Here is an 18,437-nt window from a genome sequence, read left to right as displayed (position 1 = left end):
GGCGCGGGGGTTGTCGCGTCAGTTCGGGCATGTGCGGGCGCTCAATCAGGTGGACTTCGAGGTGTTCCCGGGGGAGGTGACGGCGCTGATCGGTGACAACGGTGCGGGGAAGTCGACGCTGGTGAAGGCGCTGTCGGGGAACCTCGCGATCGATTCGGGGACGATCCTGTTCGATGGGCAGGAGGTGGACATGTCCACCCCGTCGCAGGCGTCGGCGCTGGGTATCGAGACGGTGTACCAGGACCTCGCGCTGGCTCCGCACCTGGACCCGGTGCAGAACATGTACCTGGGCCGGGAGGTGCGTCAGTCCGGGCTGGGCGGGGCGCTGGGGTTCATGAAGACCAAGGAGATGCGGGCGCAGTCCCGGGCGGCGTTCAACGAACTGGGCGCCACGGTCCGGTCGCTGACCTCTCCGGTGGGAGAGATTCCTGGACGAGCCGACCGCGGCGCTGGGGGTGCGGCAGACCCAGAACGTGCTGGAGACCATCCGGCGGGTGCGGGACAAGGGCATCGCGGTGGTGTTCATCTCCCACTCCATGCCCCACGTGATGGAGGTCTCCGACCGTATCCAGGTGCTCCGGCTGGGCACCCGGGTGGCGAACATCTCCGCCGGCGACACCTCCATGGAAGAACTCGTCGGCCTCATGACCGGCGCCGTCACCCGCGACACCGCCCCCGTGAAGGAGGACACGCTGTGACCAGCACCAAGCCCCCCACCGAGACGGTCGCGATCGGGACGTTCGACGAGCCGCAGGTCTCGTTCTTCCGCCGCGTCGTGAAGGCGCAGGCGTTCCAGATCCTGCTCGTGCTGATCGTCATCGTGCTGATCTTCAGCGTGCTCGCGCCCGACACGTTCGCGCAGTGGTCGAACTTCCGCCTCATCATCCAGAACGCCTCCATCCTCGCCGTGCTCGCGGTGGGCATGACGTACGTGATCATCACCGCGGGCATCGACCTGTCGATCGGTTCCGTCCTGGTCTTCTCGGGCGTGGTCGCCGCCATGGTGATGCGCGCGATGGGCGGCGACGGCTGGGGAACGGCCGTCGTCGGCATCCTCGTGTCCATCGCCTCGGGCCTTGCCTGGGGCCTCTTCAACGGCTTCCTCATCGCCAAGGCGAAGATCCCGCCGCTCATCGTCACCCTGGGTTCGCTGGGCATGGCGCTCGGCCTCGCGCAGATCCTCACCGGCGGCGTTGACATCCGCCAGGTTCCGACGGTGCTCACGACGTCGATCGGCTACGGCAACATCCTCGGCACCATCCCGACCATCTCGGTCATCGCCCTGGTCGTGATCGTCATCGGCGCGATCGGGCTGCGCTTCACGCGGTTCGGCCTGTACACGCTGGCGGTGGGGTCGAGCGAGATCGCCGCCCGCCGCGTCGGCGTGAAGGTCGATCGGCAGCTGATCGCGATCTACGCCCTGTCGGGCGGATTGGCCGGGCTCGCCGGCATCCTGTCGCTGTCGCAGTTCTCCACCACCGCGATCGCCGGGCAGTCGCAGACGAACCTGAACGTCATCGCCGCGGTCGTCATCGGCGGCACGTCGCTCTTCGGCGGCATCGGCACCATCTTCGGCACCGTCGTGGGCCTGTTCATCCCCGCGGTGCTGCAGAACGGCTTCGTCATCACCGGCGTGCAGCCGTTCTGGCAGCAGGTCGCCGTCGGCGCCGTGCTGATCACGGCCGTCTACGTCGACCAGGTGCGCCGGTCGGCGGCGATGCGCGGCAACACCCAAGGCCTCTGGCGCAAGTTCGTCAGCGGAGGCCGGCGCGGATAGCGCCCGGCCGACAACACACCGAGAGAACGGGAATCACGATGAAGTGGAGCAAGCCTGCTCTGGGTCTCGTCGCGCTGGGCGCGGCGACGACCTTCGCCCTGGCCGGATGTTCGGGCGGCGGTCAGACCGCGTCCGCCGGCGCGGAGGGTGGCGACGGCGGGTACGACATCGCGTTCGTGCAGGGCGTCGCCGGCGACGAGTTCTACATCTCCATGCAGTGCGGCATCCAGGACGCCGCTGAGGCAGCCGGCGCCACGGTGCAGGTGCAGGGTCCGGAGAAGTTCGACCCGACGCTGCAGAAGCCGATCGTCGACGCGGTCGTGGCCTCCAAGCCCGACGCGCTGCTGATCGCGCCGACCGACGTCACCGCCATGCAGGCGCCCATCCAGGCGGCTGCCGACGCGGGCATCAAGGTCGTGCTCGTCGACACGACGCTGGACGACCCGTCGATGGCGGTCTCGCAGATCGCCTCCGACAACGAGGGCGGCGGCGCCGCGGCGTTCGAGGCCATCCAGGCCGCGCACCCCGAGGGCGGCAAGGTGCTCGTCGTCTCGATCGACCCCGGCATCTCGACCTCGGACGCCCGCGCCGAGGGCTTCGAGGCGGCGGTGGCCGAGGACTCGAAGTTCGAGTCGCTGGGCATCGAGTACTCGCACAACGAGCCGGCCGAGGCGGCCCGGATCGTGACCGCCGCGCTGCAGGCGCACCCCGACATCGTCGGCATCTTCGCGGCGAACCTGTTCGCGGCGGAGGGCACCGCCACCGGCATCCAGCAGGCCGGCAAGCAGGGTGCGGTCACGGTCGTCGGCTTCGACGCCGGTCCCGCCCAGGTCGAGGCGCTCAAGAACGACGTCGTCCAGGCGCTCGTCGCCCAGGAGCCGGCCACCATCGGTCAGGACGGCGTGGCGCAGGCGCTCGCCGCCCTCGACGGCGACACCCCCGAGGAGAAGATCCAGACCGGGTTCACCGTCATCACGAAGGACAACCTCGACGGCGAGGGCAAGGACGCCGTCTACCGCTCCAGCTGCTGACATCCGTCGGCACTCCGTGGGCGCCCGCTTCGTCGGGCGCCCACGGACCCCCTTTCTTCTCCGCTCGTTTCCTGGAGGATGGCGACATGGCCGCTCTCAACGCCGAGAACCTCGACGCCCTCGCTCCCGAGGTCGAACGCCCCGCCTACGATCGAGCCGCGGTCAGCAGCGCCATCGTCCACTTCGGCGTGGGCAACTTCCACCGCGCGCACGAGGCCATGTTCGTCGACCGCCTCCTCTCCGCCGGCTACGCCGAGTGGGGCATCTGCGGGGTCGGTCTCCTCCCCCACGACGCCGTGATGCGCGATGCCCTCCGCTCGCAGGACGGCCTGTACACGCTCGTGACGGCTGCGCCCGACGGCACCGAGGCCGCCCGGGTGATCGGCTCGCTCGTCGAGTACCTCTACGCCCCCGACGACCCCGACGCCGTCCTCGCGAAGCTCGACGACCCGGCCACGCGCATCGTCTCGCTCACCATCACCGAAGGCGGCTACGGCGTCGACGACGCCACCGGTGTGTTCGCGCCGGTGGACGAGGCGACGCTCGCCGACCTCGACGGCTTCGGCCGGGACGCGGCCCCACGGAGCGCGCTCGGCTACCTCGTGACCGCGCTCGCGCGACGCCGCGCGGCAGGAGTGCCGCCCTTCACGGTGATGTCGTGCGACAACATCCAGGGCAACGGGGCTGTGGCGCGCACCGCCGTGACGGGCTTCGCCGACCGGGTGGACGCCGAGCTCGGCGCGTGGATCGGCGAGAACGTGTCGTTCCCCAACTCCATGGTCGACCGGATCACCCCGGTCACCACCGACGAGACGCGCGCCCTCGTACGCGACCGGTTCGGCGTCGACGACCGCTGGCCGGTGCGCTCGGAGTCGTTCGAGCAGTGGGTGCTCGAGGACGACTTCCCGCTCGGCCGGCCGCCGTTCGAGACGGTCGGGGTGCAGCTCGTCGAGGATGTCGAGCCGTACGAGCTGATGAAGCTGCGGCTCTTGAACGCCTCGCATCAGGCGATGAGCTATCTCGGCATCCTGTCGGGGGCGACCTTCGTCCACGAGGTGTGCGCCGATCCGCTGTTCGCCGGCTTCCTGCGGGGCTACATGCACCAGGAGGCGATCCCGACTCTTCTCCCCGTGCCCGGCATCGACCTCGACGCCTACTGCGAGCAGCTCCTCGCGCGCTTCGGCAGCGAGGCCGTGCGCGACACGCTCGCCCGGCAGGTGGTCGACGGCTCCGACCGCATCCCGAAGTTCCTGCTGCCGGTCGTGCGGGCGCAGCTCGCCGGCGAGGGCCGGATCGCGCACGCGGCGCTCGCCCTGGCCGCATGGAGCGTGTTCCTCGAGGGGTCGGCCGAGGACGGCGCTCCCACGCCCGTGGCCGACCGCCGGCTGGCCGAGCTGCAGACCGCCGTGGCGGCGGAGCGGGAGCGGCCCGGCGCCTTCCTCGACTACGCGCCGGTGTTCGGCGACCTCGGCACAGCTCCCGCGCTGCGGGAGGCCTTCATCGCCGCACGGGCCTCGCTCGCCGAGCGAGGCGCCCGCGCGAGCATCGCCGCCCTGGCCTGAGCGGCGGTGCTGCGGTGGCGGTTCTCCGCCAGTGCGCATAACTCAGGCAGAACGGCCGGATTCGGCCGCTTCGGGCCGCACAAGGCCCGTTCTGCCTGAGTTGCGAACAGGATGGCCCCGTGACCGGCGTGTCACAACTCAGCCACTGCGCGTCCGGCGGCCGGTGAAGGTCGCGGAACGGCGTGGCGTCGGTCGACGTGTGGTCCGGGGCAGGCTGAGTTGCGGCACGGGCGGCCGAGTCCTCACGGGCCCCGACGGGCGGGATGCCGCCGGCCACGTGCGCATAACTCAGGCAGAACGGCCACATTCGGCCGGTTTCGCCCGCACACGACCCGTTCTGCCTGAGTTATGGACAGGTGGTCCGGTGCCGGCGGCGGGACCGAGCCGGGTCAGAGGCGGCAGGACTCGCGCTCGACGAGGCCGACGTCCATGACGGTGGCCACTGGGCCGTCGAGGCTGGTGCCGGCGAGGCGGGCGAAGATCCGCTCGGCTGCGAGGGTGCCCAGGCGGCGCGGGTTCTGGTCGATCACGGTGACCGAGGGCGTGAGGATGTCGGCCATCGGGAAGTCGCCGAAGCCGACCAGGGCGATCGGCTCGTCCCGCACGACGGACGCGAGCGCCATCGAGCACCGGGCGTTGGCCGAGAAGATCGCCGTCGGCGGGTCGGGCAGGGCCCGCAGGCGCGCGACGGCCTCGCGGGCGGCATCCCGGTCCGACACGAACACCTGCACGAGGTCCTCGTCGGGCTCGATGCCCGCCTCGCGCTGCGCGCCCCGCCACCCTTCGAGCCGGTTGGTCTCGGTCGACAGGTGGACGACGTCGCCGATGTAGGCGATCCGGCGGTGGCCATGCGACAGCAGGTGGCGCACCGCCTCGACCGCGCCGGCCTCGTCGGCCTCGGTGAAGGTGTCGGTCTCGAGGCCGACCGGCGCCCGGTCGACGAAGACGATCGGCGTGTGCTCCCGCCAGCGCTGCAGCCACGAGTGGTCGACGCCGACGGGGGCGACGACGAGGCCCGACAGCTGGCGACCGAGCATCGACTCGATGGCGGCCCGCTCGTCGTCAGGGTCCTCGCCGAGGCTCGTGACGAGCGTCGACAGGCCGCGCTCGCGCGCCGTGTCCTCGATCGCCCGGGCGATCGACGCGAAGAACGGGTCGACGATGTCGGGCACCGCAACGCCGATCACCGACGTGCGGCCCGCGCGGAACGTCGTCGCCAGCACGTTCGGGACGTAGTTCAGCTCGCGCATCGCCTGTTCGACGAGCGCCCGCGTCTCGGGCAGCACGTGCGGGTCGTCGTTGAAGACCCGCGAGACGGTCTTCGTGCTGACGCCCGCGCGCGCGGCGACATCCCGCATCGTCGTCACCGGCACCTCCTCGCACCCCGTCCCGTCGGGGCAGCCTCGGCCACCTTACCGGCGTGCTCGCTCAGACCGCCGCGCTCAGGCCCGACCGTCCACGGCGGCGGCGAGCTCGTGCAGGCGCGGCAGCGCACGCGTGGTCAGCAGCTCCTCACGCCGGGCGGCGTCGAACGAGAGGCTGTCCTTCCACAGCGACCGGCCCGCCATCGCGCCCGCGGCGCCGTTCACGACGGCGGTGGTCACCTGGCCGATGAAGGTCTCGTGGTCCACTCCGGCGGACAGCACCGCCCACGGCACGCCCTGGGCAGCGGCGGTGACGGCGGCGCTGGCCTCGGCGGAGCCCGGGTACTGCAGCTTCAGGATCTTCGCCCCGGCCGCGACGGCGAGCGCGGCGCCGTCGGCCACGAGCTCGGGGAAGGCGGCGGCGTACTGCTCGTCGGACTCGTCCTCGAGCTGGTAGGTCAGCAGCTCGACGATGAGGAGCAGTCCCTCCGCCTCGCATGCCTCGACGAGCTCGCGGATCTCCTGGAACACCCGCGAGGTCTCGTCCTGCTTGTCGGGGCGCGTGTAGTAGAGCATCTTGGCCACGCCGCCGCCGAGCTCGCGGACCGTGCGCGGGGTGACGCCGGGCACGAAGCGGGTGTACCGCAGTCCGTCCACGGTCTCGAAGCCGGAGGCGTCCAGACCGACGACGAGGGCGGTGTCGCGGGCGAGCACGCCGTCGTCGACGATCGCCGGCAGCGCGACCTCGGGGTCGAGGAGGATCGCCGGCGCGTGGTTGGCGAGGTGACGGACGAGGTCGGCCTTCACGGCGGCGAGCTCGTCGCGGGTGATCGCGTCCGACCCGTTCGGGGCGTCCTTGATCGCGGCCTTCATGCCGTTGCGCTGGTCGGCGGCGACGATGAGCATGTTGCCGTCGGGCGTCGAGATCGACTGCAGCGCACGGCGCTCCAGTGTGGTCAGGGCGTTGACAGCGGTGGTGGTGGTCATGGTGTCATCTCCTGGTGAGTGGTCTTGCTCCGGCAGGCGCCGGGGGGTCTGCTCCGGCTCACGCCGGCACGGTGTGGTCGGCGACGAGCGCCCGTGCGATGCGCGCGGCGCCGAAGGCGGTCTCTTCGCTGCGGGCCGAGACCCGCACGTCGGGCAGCACGGCGGCGCGCGCGCGACGGACCGAGGCCATCCCCGCCCATCCGCCGGTGAGGGTGGCGTGGGCGGCGGGTGCCACCTCGCGATCCATCGCCTGGACGAGGGCTGCCACCTCGTCGTTGCTGTGGCGCAGCACGGCGCCGAAGATCTCCGCGGGCGTCGCCCCGTCGGTGTGGAGCGTCAGGCGCAGCACGCCGTCGTCGTTGCGGGCGCCGGCGACCTCGATGGCGCCGGCGGGCAGCGTTCCCTCGAGCGGTGCGGCCATGACGGCGGCATCCAGCTGGTCGCGCCCGGCGCGATCCGAGACGCCCGCCGCCTGCAGTGCCCGCCGCAGCAGCAGCCCGGTCTTGGCGCCCGCGACGAGCACGTGCTTGCCGGGCACGATGTGCCGCACCTCGTTGATGAGCGCGTCGGCGAGGCGCTGGCGCGCGGCGAACCCGAGGGGCGCGTCGAGCACGCGCAGGAGCACCTCGGCGGTGCCGATCGAGACGTGGTAGCCGTCGGTGTCGAGCGTCCCGCTCGCCGCGGCGGCGACGAGATGGTCGTGACCGGCCACGGTCAGCAGTGCCCCGGTCACGCGCGCACCGAAGGCGGCGTCGACGCGTCCCCACGGCATGCCGCCACCCCGCAGCGGCGGCAGGAACGTCTCGTCCAGGCCGAGCGCCTCGAGCATGGCAGGCCAGGCTCGACCGCTGTCCTGGTCGAGCAGCCCCGTGCGCGAGGTGAGCGAGTACTCGAGCGCGACATCCCCGCCGAGGGATGCCGCCACGAACTCGGGCAGGTTCAGCCAGCGCGTTCCTGCGAGGGGCACGCCGGCGTCCCGCAGGTACGCGAGCTTCGCGACCGTCACCTGCGCCCCTAGGGGCAGGCCCGTGCGACCGGCGAACTCCGCACGGATCTCGTCGGGGAAGGCGGCGGCCTGCTCGGCGCCGCGCGGGTCGAACCACGCGAAGCCCGGAGCGACAGCGGCCCCCTCGGCATCGATGAGGATGCCGGTCTCCCCCATGCCGGCGATGGCGATCGCCTCGATCGGGGCATCGGTGCGCGGCGCCAGCGCGACGTCGATCTCACGAAGGAGGGCGCGGACGGCGTCGAGGAGTGCCGCGGCATCCATCTCGGTCGTGCCGCCGTCGCCGGCGCGCCACGGCGTGGGCACCTGGTGGCTGACGACCTCGGCGCCCTCCGCGTCGACGACGAGCATCTTCAGGCCGGTGCTGCCGAGGTCCAGGCCCGCCGACAACGGCGAGGCGACCCGCTCGGGCGCGCGGCCGTCGCTACGGGGCGATCCCTCGCTGCGTGCGTCGTCGGACACGGCGTCTCCTCTTCGGCTGGCTTTCGGCGATCCGCGTGAAATCAAGCATGACACCGGTGACTTGGTACGTCTATGGTGGATGCATGACGGAGTCCTGTCAAATGCCTGAGCCGATCGCTGTCGCCGTCGCCGTCGCCGGCGTCGCCGGAAGCGGCAAGACGACGCTCGGGCGCGCGTTGGCGACCGCCCTCCGACTTCCGCTCGTCGACCTGGATGCGGTCACGACGTCGCTGCTGGACGCGCTCGGCACGGAGGTCTTCGGCGGCCACTGGCTGACCTCTCCGCACGCCCCCACCATCCGCGAAGGACGGTATGCGGCGCTGCGTGCGGTGGCTGCCGACGCCATCGCCACAGCCGGTGGCGTGGTGCTCGTGGCGCCGTTCACCGCCGAGCTCGCCGGGGGTGAGGCGTGGCAGCTGCTGCAGGATGCCGTCGCCCCGGCGTCCCTGCGCATGGTGCACCTCGAGGGTGCGGCGGAGCTGTTCGCCGCTCGGAGGGCTGCGCGCGGTGAGGCCCGCGACGACCACCGTCCCGATGTTCCGCCGGCCGCACCCGCGATTCCCGTCACGCGCATCGACGCCGAGCTGTCGACCGACCAGCAGCTGCACCGCCTGCTCATCGAGCTCGGCGTGCGCCGCGAAGTCGACCCCGAGGCGGAGCTGTTCACCCGCACGTTCGACGCCGTGCTGTTCGACCTCGACGGCACGCTGGTCGACTCCACGGCATCCGTCGTGCGGTCATGGCGCCGGTGGTCCGAGCACTACGGCGTCTCCGCCGAAGCGCTGCACGAGAACCACGGCCAGCCCGCCCGCACCTTGATCTCGCGGCTGCTTCCGCCGGATCTGCACGCCGAGGGACTCGCCCGCATCACCGAGTTCGAGACGACCGACGCGGTCGACCTCCCGCCGGTGCGGGGCGCGCGCGAGTTCTTCGACAGCATCCCCGAGTCCCGTCGGGCGATCGTCACCTCGGGCACGACACCGCTCGCGACGGCGCGATTGCGGGCGGCCGGGTTCACGCCGCCCGAGGTGTTCGTGACCGCTGACGAGGTCACCCACGGCAAGCCGCACCCGGAGCCGTTCCTCGCGGCCGCCGAGCGGCTGGGCGTCGATCCGGACAGATGCCTCGTGGTGGAGGATGCCGCCGCCGGCGTCGCGGCCGCCCGCGCCGCCGGCTGCCACGTGATCGCCCTGACGGGGACGCTCGCCGCCGACGACCTCCACGCGGATCTGGTGCTCGACGGCCTCGACGGCATCGCCGTGGACGTCACTCCCGAGGGGCTGCGCCTGCGCCCGGCACCCTGACCCTCGGAACCCCACCCGCCGCGGCGGGTCAGCCGGCGGGTTCGGCCAAGGGGGTCGCGGGGTCCGGGTCTCGGGTCACCCGCGCCGCGGGCAGGTCGGCGAGGTCCGGGAGGATCGTCGTCGGCTGCGCCACGGCGTGCGCGCCCCACGCGGCCGCCGTCGCGGCAGCCGCGGCGAGCGCTTCGGGATGCCGGGGGTCGGCGTCGCCGAGCCCGACGAGAAAGCCTGCGAGCGAAGCGTCCCCCGCCCCCGCCGTGTTCACGACATCCCGCGCCGACGCGTGCGCGTGGACGACGGTGGACGCCGAGACCACCAGCACGCCGTCGGCGCCCATGCTGGTGTACACCGTCTCGACCCCGCGGGCCACCAGCTCGCGCGCGGCGTCCGTCACCTCGCCGATCGTCCGCAGCGGCCGGCCGACCAGTTCGGCGAGCTCGAGCGTGTTCGGCTTCATCAGCGCGATCCCGTGGGGGTCGACGGCCGTCCGCGCCAGCGCGGCGCCGCTCGTATCGAGGGCCACCCGCACGCCTGCATCCACCGCGTCGCGGATCACGTCCGCCAGCGCGACCGGTTCCGACTCGCCCGGGAACGCCGGCAGCGTCCCGGAGATCACGAGCCACCTCGCCGAGGTCTCCGCGCCCGCCGCTCGAACCGCCTCCCGCGTGGACGCCCAGGCCTCCCGCGGAATCGGCGGCGTCGGCGCGTTGACCTTCGTCGTCGCGCGGCCCCCGTCGATCACCGACGTGTTGACCCGCGTCGCGCCCGGGACGGGAACGACGCGCAGCATGTCCGCGTACGGCGAGCGCTGGGCGAACGCCAGGTCGTCCTCGCCCAGCACGACCACGGCGGCCACGGCCCCGCCTGCCAGACGCAGCGCCGCCGCGACGTTCACGCCCTTGCCGCTCACCTCCCGGTCGTAGGAGGACGCGCGCACGAAGGCGCCGCGCTCCAGCATGCCGATCCGGTACGTCGCGTCGATGGCGCCGGCCGGGGTCAGCGTGACGATTCCCGCGCTCACGCCGCGCCCCCGGAGATCAGCCGCACGAGCCGCTCCACCTCTGCGGCGACGGCCACGCGGGCGGGCTTCAAGTACTTCCGGGGGTCGATGACCGACGGATCCCGTTCGAGCTCGGCCCGCACGACGCCCGTCAGCACCGCGTTCAGGTGCGTGCCGATGTTGATCTTGCGCATGCCGGCCGCGATCGCGCCGTCGATGCCGGCGTCCGACACACCGCTCGAGCCGTGCAGCACGAGCGGCACCCGCAGCCGCTCGGCGAGCGCCCGGATCAGCGCCTCGTCGAGGGTGGCGCTGCGCTCGCGCATCGCGTGCTCGCTGCCGACTGCGACGGCGAGCGCATCCACGCCGGTCGCGGCGACGAACGCGGCGGCATCCTCGACGTCCGTCCGCACCCCGGGCACGTGAGCGCCCTTGCCGCCGACCTCGCCGAGCTCCGCCTCGACCCAGACGCCCGCCTCATGCGCGCGAGCCACGACGGCCGCGGTGCGGGCGAGGTTCTCCTCGTCGGGCAGGTGCGCGCCGTCGTACATGACCGACGGGATGCCGAGGCTGATCGCCTCGTCGATCAGGTCCTCCTCGGTGGCGTGGTCCAGGTGCACGACCACCGGCACGGTCGACGCCTCGGCGATCCGCAGCGCCGCGGCCGCCGCCGGAGCAAGCGCACCGTGGAACCCGACGGCGTTCTGCGACAGCTGCAGCACCACCCCGTGGCCCGCGGCCTCGGCGCCCGCGACGATCGCCTCCGCCACCTCCAGCTGGATGAAGTTGAAAGCCGCGACGGCGCGCGCGCCGTCGAGCAGCTCGTGCATGGACGACAGGGACACGGCTCACTCCTCCCCGAGGCCCGGCGCGGCGCCGACCTCGAGCACGATCTTGGGCAGGCGGGTGCGACCGGCCGCGACGAGGTCGAGCGCCTCGCCGTAGCGGTCGAACGGCAGCACCCGGTCGATGACCGGTTCGGGCCGCACGACGCCCGCGGCCAGCAGTGCGACGGCGCGCTGCAGGTACGGGATGCCGCCGAGCACCCCGACGAGCTCGAGACCCTTCGTGATGGCGAGCGTCGTGTCGAGTGTCTCCGGGGCCGACGCGACGCCCACGAGCGCGATGCGGCCGGTCGGCGCCGCGACGCGCAGCGCGAGCGCGGCGGAGCCCGGTCCGCCGGCGGCTTCGATCACGACATCGTGCACATCGGCCATCGCCGCGTCGGCCGGCACGAAGTGCGCGCCGACGCCTTCGGCCCGCGGGGTGCGGTCGCCCCGCGCGTACACCGTCACCGGCGAGCCGGCCGCCCGCGCGACCTGCGCGGCGAGGAGACCGAGCGTCCCGGCGCCGATGACGCCGACCGATTCCCCCGGTTCCCACCGCGTGGCGCCCAGGGCATGCAGCACCGTGACGAGCGGCTCGGCGAGCACGGCGGTGGTCGCATCCAGCCCGGGCGGCACGACGGCGACGTTCTCGACGGGCACCGCGAGGAACTCCGCGGCCGCGCCGGGTGTCGCTCCGCGCACGCCCATCTCGTCGCGCGTCGGGCACTGGTCGCGACGTCCGCGCCGGCACAGCGCGCAGCGGCCGCAGCTGAGGAACGGCTCGCCGACGACGCGGTCACCCACGCGCACGCGGTCGTCGGGTGCGCTCACCACGACGCCCGACCACTCGTGGCCGGGCCGCATCGGGTAGCGGGTCAGGCCGCTGGCGACGTAGCCGATCGTCCCGTCGAAGAGGTGCACGTCCGTGCCGCACACACCGAGCCGCTCGATGCGCACCAGCAGCTCACCGGCGCCGGGAACGGGCATCGGCGCGTCCTCGAACGCGAGGTCTCCCGGACCCCGGAAGACCACCGCCCGCATCGTGTCGCCCGTCATCAGATCGGCTGTCCGGTCGGCAGCAGGACGAGGTCGCGCACGACGACGTGCGGGGGCCGCGTCAGCATGAACACGATGGTGTCGGCGACGTCGGACGAGCGGATGCCGGTGCGCTCCGCGATCCGCTCCGCCTCCTCCGGCGAGCCGTGCGCGAAGCCCCACAGCGGGTTGAGCACGACGCCGGGCGCGATCGCGCCGATACGCACGCCGCTCTCGGCGTACTGGCGGCGGACGGTGTGCACGAACGACTGCACGGCGTGCTTGCTCGCCGAATACACCGGCTCCCACTCGATGTCCTGGTGTCCCGACACCGAGCTCGTCACGAGGACGTCGCCGCTCCCCTGCTCCAGCAGCGGCGGCAGCGCCGCGCGCACGAGAGCCATGACCCCCGTCACGTTCGTGGCGACGAGAGCCGCGATGTCCTCGACCGCGGCGTCGACGAGGTCGCCGCCGACGTAGATGCCGGCGTTCGGCAGCACGATGTCGAGCCGCCCGTGGCGGCGCAGCGTCTCGTCGACGATCGCCTGAGCCGAGGCGGGATCGGACACGTCGGCCGCGATCGTCGAGATGAGGTCGGGGGAGGCCGCCGCCAGCTCGTCGAGACGGCCGGCGTCGCGGGCGACGGCGACCACCCGGCATCCCTCCCCGGCGAGGGCGTGGGCCGTGGCCAGGCCGATCCCCGAGCTGGCGCCGGTGAGGAGGGCGACCTTGCCCTCGAGCGTCACAGCGGTCATCGTGCTCCCTCCTCGGCGAGCAGCGCCCGCCGGTACCTCTCGTCCGGACGCGTCTCGATGCGCGTCACCTCGTTCGCCGGCATGAAGCGCACTCCGCCGACCGCGGCGGCACCGATGATCGCGCGGGCGCACTTCTGCGCCATGGCGGTCATGCCGAGAACCTGCGCGGCGTTCGCCCCGACGGCGAACATGCCGTGATTGCGCAGGTACACCACGGCGGGCGGCTCACCGTGGCGCTCGCTGTGCCCGCGCAGCCGCGCCCGCACCTCGCGGGCCAGCTTCAGCCCGGGGTCGATGTACGGCACAAGCAGCGGGGATGCCCCGAGCGCGACGATCTGGTCGGGGAAGAGCGCTCCGTCCACCAGCAGCTCCGGCCGCTCCGAGCACAGCAGCGCGTTGACGGCCGTGGGATGCGAGTGCGCGATCACCCGTGCGTCGGTCGCCTCGTACAGGACGACGTGGAGCAGCGCCTCGACCGACGGGCGGCGCCCCTCCCGGGCGGCGACCTCGCCGAAGAACGCGTCGACCTCGGCATCCCCGGCGTCGTCGTCGCCGATGAGGGCGAGCGCCGCCGCCAGGTCCACGCGCACGAAGTCCCCGGGCTCGGCCTCACCGAGGACGGCGCCGGACGCCTTCACGAGCATGGTGTCGCCGTCGCGCACCGAGGTGTTGCCTTCGCCGAGCACCGCGGCGTCCATCGCAGGATCGCCGAGGCGGCGACTGAGGTCGGTCAGCAGGTCGCGCGGGTTCACGCAGGGTCTCCGATCGGGGTGGTGGCTGCCGGAACGGCGGGGCGGGATGCGGCGGCCGGGATGCCGGCGCGGGCCGCGGATGACGGCGGGGGCGTGAACAGCCGGTCGGCGCCTTCGCCGTCGTCGACCGCCAGCGCGCGGGCCGCGGCCGCATCGAGCACGTCGCCCGCTGCGATCGCGACCTGCAGCAGCACGCCGCGGATCGATGCCTCGACGGGTCCGGCGAGCACGGGACGGCCGGTGCGTTCGGCGGTGAGCGCGCACAGCAGCGCGTTGCGCGCGCCGCCGCCGAGGATGCGCACCCGTTCGAGCCGGTGACCGGTCAGTTGCTCGACCTGCTCGAGCGTCTCGGCATAGGCGGTGGCGAGACTGTGGACGATCGCGCGCACCAGGTCGGCGCGGGATGCCGGGCGTCCCGCGCCGCTCGCGCTGCACGCCTCCTCCAGCCGGGCGACGAGACCGCCGGGCGCCTGAAGGGCCGGATCGGCCGGGTCGAAGCGACCCCGGTACGCCGAGCGGCCGGCATCGGCGAGCAGTCTCACCAGGGTCTCGACCGAGCCCGGCTGCTCGCCGTCGGCCTCGGCCCATTCCCGCTGGGTCTGCTGCAGCAGCCACATGCCGCTGAGGTTCTTGACCAGCAGGGTGTCGCCGCCGGCGCCGAGCTCCTGCGTGAACCCCAGCGCGCGGGCGTCCTCGGTGAGGATCGGCGCGGCGACGGCGACGCCGGCGACCGCCCAGCTGCCGCTGGAGACCACGCCCGTGCCCTGGTCGGCGGCGTCCGTCACGGCCATGAAGGCGGCGGCGGTGTCGTGCGCGGTGACGGCGAACACGGGGACGGCGCGATCGGCACCGATCGCCGCGGTCACCTCGGCCGTCGTCTCGCCGGCCGAACACCCGGTCGGCACGATCGGCGGCAGCTGCGCGGGAAGGCCCGCGGCGAGGACGGGCGACCAGTCGCCGGTGGCGCGGTCGAGCAGCGCCGTGGTGGAGGCCAGCGAGGGCTCCGCCCCTACGCGTCCGGTGAGGAGGTGCACGAAGGCGTCGGCGGTCAGCAGGATGGTGTCGTCGGTTGCGCCGATGCCGGCGGCGGCATCCTGGCGCAGCTGATGGGCGGTGTTGATCGCCTGATCGAGCACGCCGGTCGCGGCGTAGTCGGCCGAGACGTCCCGGGCCGCCGAGGTGCGGGCGGCGAGGTGCGGGTCGGCGTCGCGGTGATGCCGCATGAACTCGCGCAGGGTGCCGTCCGCAGGCAGCCGCGCGTAGTCGACGCCCCACGCATCCACGCCGATGCCGCGCAGTTCCGCACCGGCGGCATGCGCCATGCCGACGCCGGCACGCAGGCCGTGCTGCACGTCGCGCCAGAGCGCGGCGACATCCCAGCTGAGACCCTCGGGACGCGAGGCCGGCACGTTCGGGTACCGGCCGGCCTCGCGGATCATGAGTGTCGGAGTGCCCGCGCCGCCGCCCGTGAGGATGCCGATCATGACCCGGAGGCTGGAGGAGCCGAGGTCGACGGCGAGATAGGCGGTGGACACGGTCAGATCGCGGTGTAGCCGCCGTCGATGACGAGCGTCTGCCCGGTGAGGTAGGAGGAGGCCGACGAGGCCAGCAGGAGCACGACGCCGTCGAGATCCGCCGGCTCACCCATGCGGCCGGCCGGGATCATGCCGACCCAGTCGGCGGCGAGCTCGGGATTGGCCTGGGTGAACTGGCGGGTCATGTCCGACAGGATGTAGCCGGGAGCGATGGCGTTGACGCGGATCGCGGGCGCCCACTCGACGGCGAGCGACTTCGCGAGCTGGTCGACGGCGGCCTTCGAGGCGTTGTACGACGCCTGGTGCTGCGGCACGTTCACCACGCGCCCCGACATCGACGAGATGAGGATGGCCGAGCCCTCGCGGCCCTCGGCCAGGAGCGGACGCGCGAACGCCTGCGTGCTGAAGAACGTGCCGCTGAGGTTGACGTCGATGACCTTCGACCAGGTGCCGGGCTCGACCTCGGCGGAGTCGCCCCAGATCGTGATCCCGGCGGCGGTGACGAGCAGGTCCGCGGTGCCGAGCTGCTCGCGCACGGCGGCGAAGGCGGCGTCCACCGACTCCGCGTCGGTCACGTCGACCTGCGCGGATGCCGTCCTGACCCCGGTCTCATCCGCGAGCCGGGTCGCCGATTCCGCCACGTCGGGCAGCAGGTCGAGCAGTCCGACGCTCACCCCCTGCCGCGCGAGAGCGGAGGCGAGCGAGTAGCCGATGCCACGCGCACCGCCGGTGACGACGGCCACGCGTCCGGAGAGATCGGGGAAGTTCATGGGGGCCTTTCGGGCGTCAGGAACGGCAGCCGGGACGGGTGTCCCGGCCGCCGCGTGTGACGGGTTCAGCAGCTGGACTTGTAGACCGCGTCCGCGCCCTCGCCGTCGAGGTTGTCCTTCGTGATGACGGTGAAGCCGGTCTGGATCTTCTCCTCCGTGGCGTCACCCTTCAGGGCGGCGATGGCCTGCTCGACGCCGTCCTTGCCGATGGTGCTGGGCTCCTGCGCGACGAGCGCCTGCACGACGTCGTTCTTGAGCGCCTCGACCTGGGCGGGGCCGGCGTCGAAGCCGACGACTGTGACCGCACCCTGCTTGCCGGCCTGCTGGATGCCGGTGGCCGAGCCCTCCGCCGCGAACAGGTTCGCCGCGAAGATGCCGACGATGTCGGGGTTGGCCTGGAGGGCCGCCGTCACGATGCGAGCGGCCTCGGCCGGCTCGTTGTGCGAGTACTCGACACCGAGAGACTCGAAGTTCGAGTCCTTGGCGACCGCATCCTCGAAGCCCTTCGCGCGAGCGTCGGTCGTCGAGATGCCGGGGTCGACCGAGACCACGAGGACCTTGCCGCCCTCGGGGTGGGCCTCCTTGATGGCGTCGAACGCCGCGGCGCCGCCGCCCTCGTTGTCGCTGGCGATCTGCGAGACCGCCATCGACGGGTCGTCCAGCGTCGTGTCGACCAGGACGACCTTGATGCCCGCGTCGGCAGCCGCCTGGATGGGCGCCTGCATGGCGGTGACGTCGGTCGGCGCGATCAGCAGCGCGTCGGGCTTGGAGGCCACGACGGCGTCGACGATCGGCTTCTGCAGCGTCGGGTCGAACTTCTCCGGGCCCTGCACCTCGACGGTGGCACCCTCCGCCTGGGCGGCCTCCTTGATGCCGCACTCCATCGTGATGTAGAACTCGTCGCCGGCGACGCCTTGGACGAATGCGATCTTGTAGCCGCCTTCGCCGGAGGCCCCGCCGGTCTCGCCGCCGCCGCCCGAGCCGCTGCCGCCGGCACACCCGGCGAGGACGAGCGCCGCACTCGCGCCGAGTGCTGCGATGCCGAACGCCTTCTTACTCCACTTCATTGTGGTCACCGTTCTTCTCTTGACTGTGTTGGGGGTGGTTCGGCCGGGCGGTCAGCTGCCGCGGCCTCCGCTGACGAACTTGCGCCAGAGGCTTTGAGACGAGCCGCGCATCGCCCGGGTGCGACGCACCTGGTCGATGTAGACGGCCGTGATGAGGACGGCGCCGACGGCGACCTGCTGCCAGAACGGCTGCACGCCGGTGATGACGAAGCCGTTCTGCAGCACCGCGGGGATGAACAGGCCCACGACGGTGCCGAAGATGGTGCCGATGCCGCCGAAGAGCGACGTGCCGCCGATGACGACCGCGGCGATGACGTTCAGGTTCGTCTGCGACTGCCCGGCGATCGCGGTGGTGGAGAACTGCGACAGCGACAGGATGCCGGCGACGCCCGCGAGCCCACCCGACAGCGTGTACACCGCGATCAGGTGACGATCGACCTTCACGCCCACGCGCCGGGCAGCCAGTTCACTGGAGCCGACGGCGAAGGTGTGCAGACCGAACCGCGTGAAATGCAGCACGATGCCGCCGACGACGACGAACACCAGAGCGATCACGGAGATCGTCGGGATGGTACCGAGCACGTTGCCGTAGCCGATCGTCGTGGTGAGCACCGTGGGAACCTGGCGGATGTCGACGCCACCGGTGAGGATCTGCGCGAGGCCGAGCGCCATGCCCAGCGAACCCAGGGTGACGATGAGCGGCGGGATCTTGCCCTTGGCGATGAGGAAGCCGTTGAACAGCCCCCACGCCAGGCCGCACCCGATCGACACCAGGATGCCGACGACCGCGGTGCCCCAGTCGCTGCCGCCCATGGCGCGCATCACCATGGCCGCGACGACGCCCGAGAAGACGAGCACCGAGCCGATCGACAGGTCGATGCCCGCGGTGATGATGACGTAGGTCATGCCGACGCCGAGGACCGCCAGGATCGAGGCGTTCTGGATGATGAGGCGGAAGTTCGACCACTGCGCGAACGTGTCGGGCGCCAGCGCACTGAAGATCAGCACGATGACGATCAGCACCAGGAGGATCTGGAAGGCCTGGGCCCGCAGCAGGCCACGCCAGAACCCGGTTCTCGGCTCGTCGATCGTTCCGATGGCGACGGTCTCGGTCGGGGGCTTGGTGGTGCTCATGAGTTCGGCTCCTTGGTGACGGCGTCCTCCTCGACGAGATCGCCTTCGGGGGTGAGGTCGGCGGGTGCGGTC

At 72.5% G+C, this 18,437-nt stretch carries 17 protein-coding genes and 1 pseudogene; 6 read left to right on the top strand and 12 right to left on the bottom strand.

Annotated elements, in window-relative coordinates:
* Positions 1-31: 31 nt before the first annotated feature.
* The 5 genes and pseudogenes from B5M43_RS14050 to B5M43_RS14030 all read left to right on the top strand — a co-directional run.
* Positions 32-331, top strand: a pseudogene (locus B5M43_RS14050) (ATP-binding cassette domain-containing protein); the annotation flags it as partial.
* A gap of 142 nt (positions 332-473) precedes the next feature.
* Entirely contained in the window at positions 474-698 is a 225-nt protein-coding gene (locus tag B5M43_RS14045; RefSeq protein ID WP_230668205.1) for a hypothetical protein, read from the top strand.
* Positions 695-1,777, top strand: a complete 1,083-nt coding sequence (locus B5M43_RS14040; RefSeq protein ID WP_230668203.1) for an ABC transporter permease — start codon at positions 695-697, stop codon at positions 1,775-1,777. The genes B5M43_RS14045 and B5M43_RS14040 overlap by 4 nt, the downstream gene beginning before the upstream one ends.
* A gap of 38 nt (positions 1,778-1,815) precedes the next feature.
* On the top strand, positions 1,816-2,808 hold the full coding sequence (locus tag B5M43_RS14035; protein WP_230668200.1) for an ABC transporter substrate-binding protein: 993 nt from the start codon (positions 1,816-1,818) through the stop codon (positions 2,806-2,808).
* Positions 2,809-2,894: 86 nt separating this feature from the next.
* Positions 2,895-4,370 (top strand): mannitol dehydrogenase family protein, encoded by a 1,476-nt coding sequence (locus tag B5M43_RS14030; RefSeq protein ID WP_134746993.1) that lies wholly within the window; start codon positions 2,895-2,897, stop codon positions 4,368-4,370.
* 389 nt (positions 4,371-4,759) lie between these two features.
* Here B5M43_RS14030 and B5M43_RS14025 read toward each other — a convergent pair whose 3' ends face one another.
* From B5M43_RS14025 to B5M43_RS14015, 3 genes are all read right to left on the bottom strand, one after another.
* The gene (locus B5M43_RS14025) at positions 4,760-5,728 is read right to left on the bottom strand and encodes a LacI family DNA-binding transcriptional regulator (RefSeq protein WP_134747005.1); all 969 of its coding nucleotides are present in this window, start codon (positions 5,726-5,728) and stop codon (positions 4,760-4,762) included.
* A gap of 84 nt (positions 5,729-5,812) precedes the next feature.
* Positions 5,813-6,721 (bottom strand): tagatose-bisphosphate aldolase, encoded by a 909-nt coding sequence (locus tag B5M43_RS14020; protein WP_134746991.1) that lies wholly within the window; start codon positions 6,719-6,721, stop codon positions 5,813-5,815.
* A gap of 58 nt (positions 6,722-6,779) precedes the next feature.
* Positions 6,780-8,189 carry an L-fuculokinase gene (locus B5M43_RS14015; RefSeq protein ID WP_205829546.1) on the bottom strand — a complete coding sequence of 470 codons (1,410 nt, stop codon included), beginning with the start codon at positions 8,187-8,189 and terminating at the stop codon, positions 6,780-6,782.
* A 101-nt stretch (positions 8,190-8,290) separates the two neighbouring features.
* Here B5M43_RS14015 and B5M43_RS14010 point away from each other — a divergent pair, with 101 nt between their 5' ends.
* A complete protein-coding gene (locus B5M43_RS14010; RefSeq protein WP_230668197.1) occupies positions 8,291-9,493 on the top strand; it encodes an HAD-IA family hydrolase in 1,203 nt (400 codons plus the stop codon).
* Positions 9,494-9,521: 28 nt separating this feature from the next.
* On the opposite strand, the gene B5M43_RS14005 is transcribed toward B5M43_RS14010, so the two are convergent.
* From B5M43_RS14005 to B5M43_RS13965, 9 genes are all read right to left on the bottom strand, one after another.
* A complete protein-coding gene (locus B5M43_RS14005) occupies positions 9,522-10,511 on the bottom strand; it encodes a PfkB family carbohydrate kinase (RefSeq protein WP_134746989.1) in 990 nt (329 codons plus the stop codon).
* On the bottom strand, positions 10,508-11,335 hold the full coding sequence (locus tag B5M43_RS14000; RefSeq protein ID WP_374198172.1) for a class II fructose-bisphosphate aldolase: 828 nt from the start codon (positions 11,333-11,335) through the stop codon (positions 10,508-10,510). The genes B5M43_RS14005 and B5M43_RS14000 overlap by 4 nt, the downstream gene beginning before the upstream one ends.
* A 3-nt stretch (positions 11,336-11,338) precedes the next feature.
* Entirely contained in the window at positions 11,339-12,373 is a 1,035-nt protein-coding gene (locus B5M43_RS13995) for a zinc-binding dehydrogenase (protein ID WP_134746988.1), read from the bottom strand.
* Complete coding sequence (locus B5M43_RS13990; RefSeq protein WP_134746986.1) at positions 12,373-13,107, bottom strand: SDR family oxidoreductase; 735 nt, start codon at positions 13,105-13,107, stop codon at positions 12,373-12,375. The genes B5M43_RS13995 and B5M43_RS13990 overlap by 1 nt, the downstream gene beginning before the upstream one ends.
* Positions 13,104-13,859, bottom strand: coding sequence for a class II aldolase/adducin family protein (locus tag B5M43_RS13985; RefSeq protein WP_205829545.1), 756 nt, complete (start codon positions 13,857-13,859; stop codon positions 13,104-13,106). Before B5M43_RS13985 ends, B5M43_RS13990 begins: the two co-directional genes overlap by 4 nt.
* Positions 13,856-15,394 (bottom strand): rhamnulokinase family protein, encoded by a 1,539-nt coding sequence (locus B5M43_RS13980; protein WP_134746984.1) that lies wholly within the window; start codon positions 15,392-15,394, stop codon positions 13,856-13,858. The genes B5M43_RS13985 and B5M43_RS13980 overlap by 4 nt, the downstream gene beginning before the upstream one ends.
* 2 nt (positions 15,395-15,396) lie before the next feature.
* Complete coding sequence (locus B5M43_RS13975) at positions 15,397-16,164, bottom strand: SDR family oxidoreductase (RefSeq protein WP_134746982.1); 768 nt, start codon at positions 16,162-16,164, stop codon at positions 15,397-15,399.
* Between the two features lie 65 nt (positions 16,165-16,229).
* A complete protein-coding gene (locus B5M43_RS13970) occupies positions 16,230-17,231 on the bottom strand; it encodes an ABC transporter substrate-binding protein (RefSeq protein WP_230668194.1) in 1,002 nt (333 codons plus the stop codon).
* A 51-nt stretch (positions 17,232-17,282) separates the two neighbouring features.
* Positions 17,283-18,365 (bottom strand): ABC transporter permease, encoded by a 1,083-nt coding sequence (locus tag B5M43_RS13965; RefSeq protein ID WP_230668190.1) that lies wholly within the window; start codon positions 18,363-18,365, stop codon positions 17,283-17,285.
* Between the last annotated feature and the right edge of the window lie 72 nt (positions 18,366-18,437).

It is taken from the genome of Microbacterium sp. MEC084, from assembly GCF_004514465.2.
GTDB lineage: Bacteria > Actinomycetota > Actinomycetes > Actinomycetales > Microbacteriaceae > Microbacterium.
The sequence above is the reverse complement of the archived record's forward strand: the minus strand, read 5'-3'. Positions and strand labels throughout refer to the sequence as shown.